Origin of the sequence: Pseudomonas medicaginis, from assembly GCF_965119365.1 — a bacterium.
In the GTDB taxonomy this organism is placed as follows: domain Bacteria; phylum Pseudomonadota; class Gammaproteobacteria; order Pseudomonadales; family Pseudomonadaceae; genus Aquipseudomonas.
This window is the reverse complement of record NZ_OZ221631.1, coordinates 5,028,857-5,039,307: the sequence shown is the minus strand read 5'-3', so window position 1 is coordinate 5,039,307 and position 10,451 is coordinate 5,028,857. Positions and strand designations below refer to the sequence as shown.

General features: G+C 60.3%; 8 protein-coding genes and 1 pseudogene. 2 read left to right on the top strand and 7 right to left on the bottom strand.

All coding sequences use genetic code 11. From position 1 onward, the window contains the following. Positions 1-121 precede the first annotated feature (121 nt). The 5 genes from nuoF to ACMTA2_RS21855 form a co-directional block, all read right to left on the bottom strand. Complete coding sequence (gene nuoF / locus ACMTA2_RS21875; protein WP_413791739.1) at positions 122-1,480, bottom strand: NADH-quinone oxidoreductase subunit NuoF; 1,359 nt, start codon at positions 1,478-1,480, stop codon at positions 122-124. After that, positions 1,477-1,974 carry an NADH-quinone oxidoreductase subunit NuoE gene (gene nuoE, locus ACMTA2_RS21870; RefSeq protein ID WP_053123206.1) on the bottom strand — a complete coding sequence of 166 codons (498 nt, stop codon included), beginning with the start codon at positions 1,972-1,974 and terminating at the stop codon, positions 1,477-1,479. Before nuoE ends, nuoF begins: the two co-directional genes overlap by 4 nt. A 2-nt stretch (positions 1,975-1,976) precedes the next feature. Beyond that, a complete protein-coding gene (gene nuoC, locus ACMTA2_RS21865) occupies positions 1,977-3,761 on the bottom strand; it encodes an NADH-quinone oxidoreductase subunit C/D (protein WP_413791738.1) in 1,785 nt (594 codons plus the stop codon). Positions 3,762-3,833: 72 nt separating this feature from the next. Next, positions 3,834-4,508 (bottom strand): NuoB/complex I 20 kDa subunit family protein, encoded by a 675-nt coding sequence (locus tag ACMTA2_RS21860; RefSeq protein WP_013693708.1) that lies wholly within the window; start codon positions 4,506-4,508, stop codon positions 3,834-3,836. Positions 4,509-4,518: 10 nt separating this feature from the next. Continuing rightward, positions 4,519-4,932 carry an NADH-quinone oxidoreductase subunit A gene (locus ACMTA2_RS21855; RefSeq protein WP_030141323.1) on the bottom strand — a complete coding sequence of 138 codons (414 nt, stop codon included), beginning with the start codon at positions 4,930-4,932 and terminating at the stop codon, positions 4,519-4,521. Between the two features lie 702 nt (positions 4,933-5,634). Between ACMTA2_RS21855 and ACMTA2_RS21850 the strand changes: the two are divergent. Continuing rightward, positions 5,635-6,654, top strand: a pseudogene (locus tag ACMTA2_RS21850) (methyl-accepting chemotaxis protein); the annotation flags it as partial. Beyond that, on the top strand, positions 6,640-7,557 hold the full coding sequence (locus ACMTA2_RS21845) for a methyl-accepting chemotaxis protein (RefSeq protein WP_373682450.1): 918 nt from the start codon (positions 6,640-6,642) through the stop codon (positions 7,555-7,557). The pseudogene ACMTA2_RS21850 and the gene ACMTA2_RS21845, both read left to right, overlap by 15 nt. A 99-nt stretch (positions 7,558-7,656) precedes the next feature. On the opposite strand, the gene aceA is transcribed toward ACMTA2_RS21845, so the two are convergent. Both aceA and ACMTA2_RS21835 read right to left on the bottom strand, forming a co-directional pair. Then, positions 7,657-8,982, bottom strand: coding sequence for an isocitrate lyase (gene aceA / locus ACMTA2_RS21840; RefSeq protein ID WP_014337679.1), 1,326 nt, complete (start codon positions 8,980-8,982; stop codon positions 7,657-7,659). Positions 8,983-9,439: 457 nt separating this feature from the next. Then, entirely contained in the window at positions 9,440-10,201 is a 762-nt protein-coding gene (locus ACMTA2_RS21835) for a secretin N-terminal domain-containing protein (protein WP_413791737.1), read from the bottom strand. Positions 10,202-10,451 lie beyond the last annotated feature (250 nt).

Genomic DNA, 10,451 nt, shown 5'->3' with positions numbered 1-10,451 from the left:
CCCGGTGTCAGCGGGCGTGGCTAATGGAATCTTGTTGTTCGTCCGAATCCAAACAGCCTGGGTAAAAGGCGTCATCGGACGAAAGGCGCAGGGCACGGACCCTGCGCCTTTTAAAGCGTCGTTACGCGCCGACCATGGTCGGCGTGACCACCTGATTGAGGTCGCCGGCGCGGGTTGGCGCGATGCCGGCCTCGAATTCAGGGCGGAAGTATTTGATCGCGCTGCCCAACGGCTCCACGGCACCCGGTGCGTGAGCACAGAAGGTCTTGCCTGGGCCGAGGAAGCCCACCAGACCCAGCAGGGTCTCGATGTCGCCGGGCTGGCCTTGGCCGTTCTCGATGGCCATCAGCAGCTTGACGCTCCAGGGCAGGCCATCGCGGCAAGGGGTGCAGAAACCGCAGGATTCGCGAGCGAAAAACTGCTCCATGTTGCGCAGCAGCGACACCATGTTGACGCTGTCGTCCACCGCCATGGCCAGGCCGGTCCCCATGCGGGTGCCGACCTTGGCGATGCCGCCGGCGTACATCTGGGCGTCCAGATGTTCAGGCAACAGGAAGCCGGTGCCGGCGCCGCCGGGCTGCCAGCACTTGAGCTTGTAACCGTCGCGCATGCCGCCGGCGTAGTCTTCGAACAGCTCGCGGCCGGTGACGCCGAATGGCAGTTCCCACAGGCCCGGGTTCTTGACCTTGCCGGAGAAGCCCATGAGCTTGGTGCCCATGTCTTCGCTGCCGTCGCGGGCCAGGGATTTGTACCAGTCCACGCCGTCGGCGATGATCGCCGGCACGTTGCACAGGGTCTCGACGTTGTTCACGCAAGTCGGCTTGCCCCACACGCCGACGGCGGCAGGGAAGGGCGGCTTGGAGCGCGGGTTGGCGCGACGGCCTTCCAGGGAGTTGATCAGTGCGGTTTCTTCACCGCAGATGTAGCGTCCGGCACCGGTGTGGACGAACAGCTCGAAATCAAAACCCGAACCCAGGATGTTCTTGCCCAGCAGGCCTGCGGCCTTGGCTTCTTCCACGGCACGGTTCAGGTGCTTGGCGGCGGTGGTGTATTCGCCGCGCAGGAAGATGTAGCCACGGTAGGTTTTCAGCGCACGGGCGCTGATCAGCATGCCTTCGATCAGCAGATGGGGCAGTTGCTCCATCAGCATGCGGTCCTTCCAGGTGTTGGGTTCCATTTCATCCGCGTTGCAGAGCAGGTAGCGGATGTTGATGGATTCGTCCTTGGGCATCAGGCCCCACTTCACGCCCGTGGGGAAGCCCGCGCCACCCCGGCCCTTGAGGCCGGAATCCTTCACGGTCTGGACGATGTCGTCGCCGGCCATGTCGGCGAACGCCTTGCGCGCGGCGGCGTAGCCGTTCTTGGCCTGGTACTCGTCCAGCCATACCGCTTCGCCGTCGTCACGCAGGCGCCAGGTCAGGGGATGGGTTTCGGCCGAACGCTGGATGCGGTTGGCAGGCCCGAAGGAAGTCAGGGTCATACGTAGCCCTCCAGCAGTTTGGCGACGCCGTCAGGCTGGACGTCACCGAAGGTGTCGTCGTCGATCATCAGTGCCGGTGCCTTGTCGCAGTTGCCCAGGCAGCACACCGGCAGCAGGGTGAAGCGGCCGTCGGCGGTGGTCTGGCCCAGGCCGATGCCCAGCTTGCTCTGGAGTTCACCGACCACCGATTCGTGGCCGCCGATGTAGCAGACCATGCTGTCGCAGACACGAATGATGTGACGGCCCACTGGCTGGCGGAAAATCTGGCTGTAGAAGGTGGCCACGCCTTCGACGTCGCTGGCCGGGATGCCGAGGATCTCGCCGATGGCGTAGAGCGCGCCGTCGGGCACCCAGCCGCGCTCCTTCTGAACGATCTTCAGGGCTTCGATCGACGCCGCGCGCGGGTCTTCGTAGTGATGCAGCTCGTGCTCGATGGCCGAGCGCTCGGTTTCGCTCAGGGCGAAACGGTCAGTCTGGATAAGCGTGCTGTTCATGCTTAGCGGTCCACGTCGGCCATAACGAAATCGATACTACCCAGGTACGCGATCAAGTCCGCGACCATGCTGCCTTTGATCACCGAAGGGATCTGCTGCAGGTGCGGGTAGCTTGGGGTACGAATCCGGGTGCGGTAGCTCATGGTGCCGCCATCGCTCGTCAGGTAATAACTGTTGATGCCCTTGGTCGCTTCGATCATCTGGAAGGACTCGTTGGCCGGCATGACCGGGCCCCACGAAACCTGCAGGAAGTGCGTGATCAGGGTCTCGATGTGCTGCAGCGTGCGCTCTTTGGGCGGCGGCGTGGTCAGCGGGTGATCCGCCTTGTACGGGCCTTCCGGCATGTTGCGCAGGCACTGGTCGATGATCTTGATGCTCTGGCGCATTTCCTCGACGCGAACCATGCAGCGGTCGTAGGCATCGCCATTGGCCGCCAGCGGCACTTCGAATTCGAAGTTTTCGTAGCCGGAGTAAGGGCGCGCCTTGCGCAGGTCGAAGTCGCAACCGGTGGAGCGCAGGCCGGCACCGGTGACGCCCCACTCCAGGGCTTCCTTGGTGTTGTAGGCGGCGACCCCGATGGTACGACCCTTGAGGATGCTGTTCTGCAGGGCGGCCTTGGTGTATTCGTCCAGGCGCTTGGGCATCCACTCGACGAAGTCCTTGACCAGCTTTTCCCAGCCGCGGGGCAGGTCGTGGGCCACGCCACCGATGCGGTACCAGGCCGGGTGCAGGCGGAAGCCGGTGATGGCTTCGATCACCGTGTAGGCGCGCTGGCGGTCGGTGAAGGTGAAGAACACCGGGGTCATGGCGCCGACGTCCTGGATATAGGTACCCAGGAACAGCAGGTGGCTGGTGATGCGGAAGAACTCGGCCATCATGATGCGGATGACGTCGACCTTCTCCGGTACCTTGATCCCGGCCAGTTTCTCGACCGAGAGCACGTACGGCAGGTTGTTCATCACGCCGCCGAGGTAGTCGATGCGGTCGGTGTACGGGATGAAGCTGTGCCAGGACTGGCGCTCGGCCATTTTCTCGGCGCCACGGTGGTGGTAGCCGATGTCAGGCACGCAGTCGACGATCTCTTCGCCGTCCAACTGCAGGATGATGCGGAACGCACCGTGGGCCGAAGGGTGGTTCGGGCCCAGGTTGAGGAACATGTAGTCCTCGTTGGCGCCCGAACGCTTCATGCCCCAGTCTTCAGGCTTGAAGCGCGCGGCTTCTTCCTCGAGCTGTTGCTTGGCCAGGGACAGGCTGAACGGGTCGAACTCGGTGGCCCGGGCCGGGAAGTCCTTGCGCAGCGGGTGACCTTCCCAGGTCGGGGGCATCATGATGCGCGACAGGTGCGGGTGGCCGGGGAAGTCGATCCCGAACATGTCCCACACTTCACGCTCGTACCAGTTGGCGTTCGGCCAGATACCGGTCACGGTCGGCACGCTAAGGTCGCTCTCGGACAAGGCGACCTTGATCATTACGTCACTATTACGTTCGATCGACATCAGGTGATAGAACACGGTGAAGTCGACGCCGTCGGGCAGCCCTTGACGCTTGGTGCGCAGGCGCTCGTCCACGCCGTGCAGGTCATAGAGCATGACGTACGGCTTGGGCAGGTTGCGCAGGAAAGTCAGGACTTCGACGAGTCTGGCCCGGGCAACCCAAAGCACCGGCATGCCGGTGCGGGTCGGCTGGGCGGTGAACGCCTCGGGGCCAAAACGGTTGTTCAGTTCGACGACCACATCCTGGTCGTCTGCCTTGTAAGGCGGGATGTACAGAGCACTGCCTGTAGTCATGGTTATTTATCGCTTTCGGTCAACGTAAAGAATGAAGCCAGGTTCTCGTTTCTTGTACAGAGCAGAGCTGGATCAGACTTCGTCGGGGCTGCGCAGGTTGGTGACTGCGATACGCTGTTCGCGGCGCTGTTCCTTTTGCGATGGCATGTCGGCGCGATAGACGCCTTGATCGCCAACGACCCAGGACAGTGGGCGACGCTCCTGGCCAATCGACTCCTGCAACAGCATCAAGCCTTGCAGGAACGCTTCAGGGCGAGGTGGGCAGCCAGGCACGTAGACGTCCACGGGCAGGAACTTGTCCACCCCTTGAACGACGGAGTAGATGTCGTACATGCCACCGGAGTTGGCGCACGAACCCATGGAGATAACCCACTTCGGCTCGAGCATTTGCTCATAGAGACGCTGGATGATCGGCGCCATCTTGATGAAGCAGGTACCGGCGATAACCATGAAATCCGCCTGGCGCGGCGATGCCCGGATCACCTCGGCGCCAAAGCGCGCGATGTCGTGGGGCGCCGTGAAGGCGGTGGTCATTTCCACGTAGCAGCACGAAAGGCCGAAGTTGTACGGCCACAGGGAGTTCTTGCGACCCCAGTTGACCGTGCTGTTCAGCACGTCTTCGAGCTTGCCCATGAAGATGTTCTTGTGGACTTGATCTTCTAACGGATCGGCGACGGTTTCCCGTTCGCCAATCGGATACTGCTCGTTAGGAGCATCGGGGTCGATCCTGGTGAGATTGTATTGCATTGCCAAAGCCTCATTGTTTCAGCTTCGCTTGCCGCTTGCGCCGAGCTTCCGGAGCCCAATCAAGCGCCCCCACCCGGTAAAGGTAGACAAGACCTGCCAACAGAATTGCTATGAAAACGAGAGCTTCGACGAATCCGGTCCAGCCGCTTTCGCGGACGGACACAGACCATGCAAAGAGAAAGAGGGCTTCGATATCGAAGATCACGAAGAGCATCGCGACCAGATAGAATTTGGCTGAGAGCCGCAAGCGGGCGCCACCGGTAGGTAGCATGCCGGACTCGAACGGTTCGTTTTTGCTGCGGCCCCAGGCTTTTGACCCGAGCAGGCTCGACACGCCGAGCATGAAGGCACACAGGCCGACAACGCCCAGAAGGAAAATGGCAAAGCCCCAGTTGTGGGCCATGAGTCCTGTCGCTTCGGGCATGCTGGAAATCCTTAACAGAGAGCAAAGGTCTCTGAGCTTGAAAAGAAATAACGCAGTGACGATATGTCGCAGCAATCAATCGCGGTGATTTTATGGCTAAACACCGGGCAAGTAAAATTCCTATAGCGAAATTATTTATTGGAATAAGGACATAGCGTACCTCCATGGCCCCGCAACCCCGGCTGGGCGGGCATTGGCCGTTTATTCAGCAATAATATTTCGTGAAGGTTGCAACAACGAAAAGCCTTTCCTAAATGATAATTATTATTGTTTGTGGGTGCTTTTGATCAATAGTGCTGTGCAGTAGCTGAGAAGTTTTCTTACATGCTCGCTACTGCAGTTGTCAGCGCTGGCCGTTTTACTCCTTTTCAGACTTCCTGTTACTGCGTTCGATCAATTTTTCTATCAGTGCGTCGAAGGGAAGGGCTCGGTAAGGGGTGGTTCTGAATGATGGCCGCTCCCGTCCGAGCCCGGCTTGTTCGCGCTGTCAGCAACGCGGTCCGGGCATTGGACCGTCAAGCGCCACCTCTCTGCCAGCAAAAATCGGTACGAGGCCTGGCCTAGAGCCTTGAAGGATTGATGGCAAATAGCTATCTTTTGCGACTCACTCATCTAATCATCTATATCAATGCTGGTTAGACAATCGCTCCCTTCATTGCTGCGTCAGTTTTATCGTTCGCGGCTGATTACCAAAGGAATGTCATGAATTCTTGGCTCGCGAATATCAGCGTTATGCTCAAGTTGGCTTTGGGCTTTGCCGTTGTGCTGCTTCTGACCGCTGTCCTTGCCGCGACCGGCTGGTTCAGCCTGGGGAAAATGATCGAGCGTACTGATCGAATGACCAGCATCACCGAGCTCGGCAACCGTCTTGATCATCTGCGCAGGGCTCGCTTGCAATACCAGGTGGACCGGGGGGATGAACAAAAAGGTGCATTGATCCAGGCGTCGCTGGAGCAGTTTGTCGCCAAGCAGAAAAGCCTCGCAAACGAGTTGAGAAAGCCTGAAAACCTGAAAAAACTTGCGCTGATCGAGCAGGCCAGCACGCAGTACCAAGTGGCACTGAATACGATGCGCGAGGCTTATCGCAGTGACGCCGCCATGCGCAAGGAGATGGGTGTCAATGCGGTCAAGGGGGCCGCGCTGATTGCCAAGGTCATCAATGACGTAGAAGCGATGCCTGCCTCGGATGAGCGCCGTTTCGAGTTGTACAGGATTATCCTCAAGGCAAAAGAGGACGTGGCACTGGTGCGTTATGAAGTGCGTGGCTATACCGGCAACCCCAACAGCGCCACCGAACTCGCCGCCACCCGCCAGCTCGAAAATGCGCTCAAGGGCATCGAAACCCTCAACAGCGCTTTCGGTCCGACCTATGCCGACACCATCAAGCAGCTGGAAACCGCGCTGATCGCTTACCGCCGTTCAGTGCAGAACTTCACCGCCAGCAACCAGGCCATTGAGAAGGCTGTGCAGGACACCATCGATTTGGGCGAGACCATTACCCGTCTGTCTGAAGAAATGTATGCCAGCCAACTGGTCTCCCGTGACGAGGACAGCGCCCAGGCCCGCATCCTGCAACTGAGTTGTACTGCCTTGGCGATGCTGTTGGGGATCCTTGCGGCCATGATCATCACTCGCCAGATTACGCGGCCGTTGCAGGACACATTGGCTGTGGTCGATCGCATTGCAGCAGGCGACCTCACGCAAGACATGGTTGTGACCCGTAGTGATGAGCTGGGTGTCTTGCAGCAAGGTATCCAGCGCATGGGCACCACGCTGCGCGACTTGATCGGTGGCATCCGCGATGGCGTCACTCAGATCGCCAGCGCCGCCGAAGAGTTGTCGGCCGTCACCGAGCAGACCAGCGCCGGGGTCAATAGTCAGAAGACCGAGACCGACCAGGTGGCTACCGCCATGCACGAAATGTCCGCCACCGTGCATGAAGTCGCGCGTAATGCCGAGCAGGCTTGCACGGTCGCCTCAGAGGCCGATGCACAGGCCCGTATTGGCGACCAGGTCGTCGCACAGGCCATCGTTCAGATCGAGCGCTTGGCCAGCGAAGTCGGGCGGTCCGTCGACGCCATGGATGACTTGGAGCAAGAAAGCGCGCGCATCGGCAAGATCATGGATGTGATCAAGGCGGTGGCTGAGCAGACCAATTTGCTGGCCCTTAACGCCGCCATTGAGGCTGCTCGCGCGGGTGACGCCGGGCGCGGTTTTGCCGTGGTCGCCGACGAAGTACGTGGGCTGGCCCAGCGTACCCAGCATTCCACCGAAGAGATTGAAAGCCTGGTGGCGGGCCTGCAGAACGGCACGCGCCAGGTGTCGAGCATCATGCGAAATAGCCGCGAACTGACCGATAGCAGCGTGGAATTGGCCGGCAAGGCTGGCATCTCCCTCGGCAACATCACCCAGGCGGTTTCTGGCATCCAGGCCATGAACCAGCAGATTGCCGCTGCCGCGGTGCAACAAAGCTCGGTGGCCGAGGACATCAGCCGCAGTATCCTGAGCGTGCGCGATGTATCCGAACAGACCGCCTCGGCCAGCGAAGAAACCGCCGCTTCCAGTATCGAGCTGGCGCGCCTGGGTAACCAGTTGCAGCAACTGGTCAGTCACTTCAAAGTGTAAAAAAACGGCGAAAAAAAGCCCCGAACCAGTCGGGGCGTCAGATCATCGGCTTTGCGGTTAGCTTTTACTCGGTCCGCAAGGGCCGTTTTACGGCGTGTATCAGTGGAACTGTTCTTCTTCGGTGGAGCCGGTCAGTGCGGTCACCGACGAAGTGCCGCCCTGGATCACGGTGGTCATGTCGTCGAAGTAGCCGGTGCCCACTTCCTGCTGGTGAGCCACGAAGGTGTAGCCTTTGGCGGCGTCGGCGAACTCCTGCTCTTGCAGTTTCACGTAGGCGGTCATGTCGTTGCGGGCGTAGTCATGCGCCAGGTTGAACATGCTGTGCCACATGTTGTGAATGCCGGCCAGGGTGATGAACTGGTGCTTGTAGCCCATGGCGGACAGTTCGCGCTGGAACTTGGCGATGGTCGCGTCGTCCAGGTTTTTCTTCCAGTTGAAGGAAGGCGAGCAGTTGTACGACAGCAGTTGGTCCGGGTATTCCTTCTTGATCGCTTCGGCGAAGCGGCGGGCCTCGTCCAGGTCCGGCTTGGCGGTTTCGCACCAGATCAGGTCGGCGTACGGCGCATAGGCCAGGCCGCGGGCGATGGCCTGGTCGAGACCGGCGCGCACCTTGTAGAAACCTTCCTGGGTACGGGTGCCAGTCACGAACGGCTGGTCGTACGGGTCGCAGTCGGAGGTCAGCAGGTCCGCGGCGTTGGCGTCGGTACGGGCCAGGATGATGGTCGGTACGCCGGCAACGTCGGCCGCGAGGCGCGCAGCGGTCAGCTTCTGCACGGCTTCCTGGGTCGGAACCAGGACCTTGCCGCCCATGTGGCCGCATTTCTTCACCGAAGCCAACTGATCTTCGAAGTGAACGCCGGCGGCGCCTGCTTCGATCATGCTCTTCATCAGCTCGTAGGCGTTCAGGACGCCGCCGAAACCGGCTTCGGCGTCAGCCACGATCGGCGCGAAGTAGTCGATGTAGCCTTCATCGCCCGGGTTCTTGCCGGCTTTCCACTGGATCTGGTCGGCGCGACGGAACGAGTTGTTGATGCGCTTGACCACGGTTGGAACCGAGTCCACCGGGTACAGCGACTGGTCAGGGTACATGGACTCGGCGGAGTTGTTGTCCGCGGCCACTTGCCAGCCCGACAGGTAGATCGCCTGGATACCGGCCTTGACTTGCTGCACAGCCTGGCCGCCGGTCAGGGCGCCCATGCAGTTGACGAAATCTTTCTCGGGACGGAAGGCTGGCTTGGCGCCCTGGGTGACCAGGTTCCAGAGCTTCTCGGCGCCCATTTTCGCAAAGGTGTGCTCAGGTTGAACCGAGCCACGCAGACGGACGACGTCAGCAGCGGAATAATTGCGCTTCACGCCTTTCCAGCGCGGGTTTTCAGCCCAGTCTTTTTCAAGGGCTGCAATTTGCTGTTCGCGTGTCAGTGCCATGGAGATAAACCTCGTCGCATAGGTCTTGGTGGAAAATTCCTGCTCCTGCCGACCAGGGGGCTGGGGTACAAGTCGGTTCAGGCGGGGTGGCGACGGGATGAACGATGGGCTCGAGGGGAAAGTGAGCAGGTAGGGGCGAACTGCGGGCGCATTCGGGCGTCGTGGGCCTTTAATACGAACTCAGAGTGATGCCGGGTTACCTAGTTACGCTTCCGTCCCTCGGGACAACTTCGTTCCAGTCGCAACCTCGTCAAACACACCTTGTGGGCGGTACAGACACGAATCGGCTCGCAGGGTAGTTGCAAGCGTCGACCCGAAGGCCCTTGCCAGGGCCCCTGATTAGCGGGAGCGAGGCCATCATGCCTTCGGTTTTTTGGCTCGTCAAACGTTTTGTAGTGCTTTTTTTCAAGCACTACATCTTTGGTCTAATACGACTCATCAGTCAGTTTTTGGTGCTTCAGTTCAGGGTGTCGACCTTGACCCGCAAAATCATGTCGTCGCGGCCCTGGGTCGAGTAGCTGCGGGTCAGGCCCTGTTTATCGGCCTGGGTCTGGCGATTCACGCCGGCCAGGGTGATCCATTCGCCCAGGCGTCCGCTGACGGTTGTGTCGGTACTCTGAACGTTCACTACATCGGGACGCTCCTGGCTCATGCGGTCACGGTTGGTACTGATGCTCAGATGAACGGTTTCGCCGGTGACGCTGGCGGTGACGTAGAAGCCTTGGGTGACGTTGCGGTATTCGGTCTGGCTTTGCACGCGGCCGTAGTTATCACTCTGGCTGCTGGTGAACGGCACGCTCTGGCCCACCTGGATCAGCGCTGGCTGGCCTTCGCTGGCCTGCACCTGCTGCACGCCACCGTCACGGCTGGCGGTGCTGCGGTTGATGATGCGGGTCTGGCTCGGCGCGGCACCGTTGATCGAGTAGCCCTGGTCGCCCTGCAGGTTGTTTTCGTTGGTGTCGACCGTGATCAGCAGGCGCTTGGGGGCGGTGTCCAGTTGCGCCAGGAACTGGCGCAGTTCCTCGATCTTGCCGGGTTCGGCATTGACGATCAGTTGATTGCCATAAGCGCTGACCTGGCCGTCCTTGCCCATGAAATTCTGCGCCACCGGCAACAGGTCGGCGCTGGTGCGGTAGTTCAGCGGCACGATTTGCGTGTCGGCCATGGCTGACAGGCTGCTACCAAGCAGCAGCAGCGTCAGCAGGGTGCGTAGCAGCATGTCCATTTCTCCGTGAGACAAAGGCTTGATATTGCCAGTTTGTCGGCCTCGGGTGGTGCAAGTTGAATGTTAGACGGCAAAACGCCCCGGCATCGGGGATGGCGGGGCGTTTTGGTTGTGAGCTCAATGATTACTTTGTGGCGAGGGGATTTATCCCCGTTGGGCTGCGAAGCAGCCCCAATGGAGCTGAATTACATTGAGCGGGCACACTGCGGCGATTGATTTGGGGGGCTGCTTCGCAGCCCGACGG

What these genes read in the sequence shown, in the direction of transcription:
- nuoF (WP_413791739.1), bottom strand. Translation starts at nt 1,480, where the DNA reads ATGACCCTGACTTCCTTCGGGCCTGCCAACCGCATCCAGCGTTCGGCC.
- nuoE (WP_053123206.1), bottom strand. Translation starts at nt 1,974, where the DNA reads ATGAACAGCACGCTTATCCAGACTGACCGTTTCGCCCTGAGCGAAACC.
- nuoC (WP_413791738.1), bottom strand. Translation starts at nt 3,761, where the DNA reads ATGACTACAGGCAGTGCTCTGTACATCCCGCCTTACAAGGCAGACGAC.
- ACMTA2_RS21860 (WP_013693708.1), bottom strand. Translation starts at nt 4,508, where the DNA reads ATGCAATACAATCTCACCAGGATCGACCCCGATGCTCCTAACGAGCAG.
- ACMTA2_RS21855 (WP_030141323.1), bottom strand. Translation starts at nt 4,932, where the DNA reads ATGCCCGAAGCGACAGGACTCATGGCCCACAACTGGGGCTTTGCCATT.
- ACMTA2_RS21845 (WP_373682450.1), top strand. Translation starts at nt 6,640, where the DNA reads ATGGTTGTGACCCGTAGTGATGAGCTGGGTGTCTTGCAGCAAGGTATC.
- aceA (WP_014337679.1), bottom strand. Translation starts at nt 8,982, where the DNA reads ATGGCACTGACACGCGAACAGCAAATTGCAGCCCTTGAAAAAGACTGG.
- ACMTA2_RS21835 (WP_413791737.1), bottom strand. Translation starts at nt 10,201, where the DNA reads ATGCTGCTACGCACCCTGCTGACGCTGCTGCTGCTTGGTAGCAGCCTG.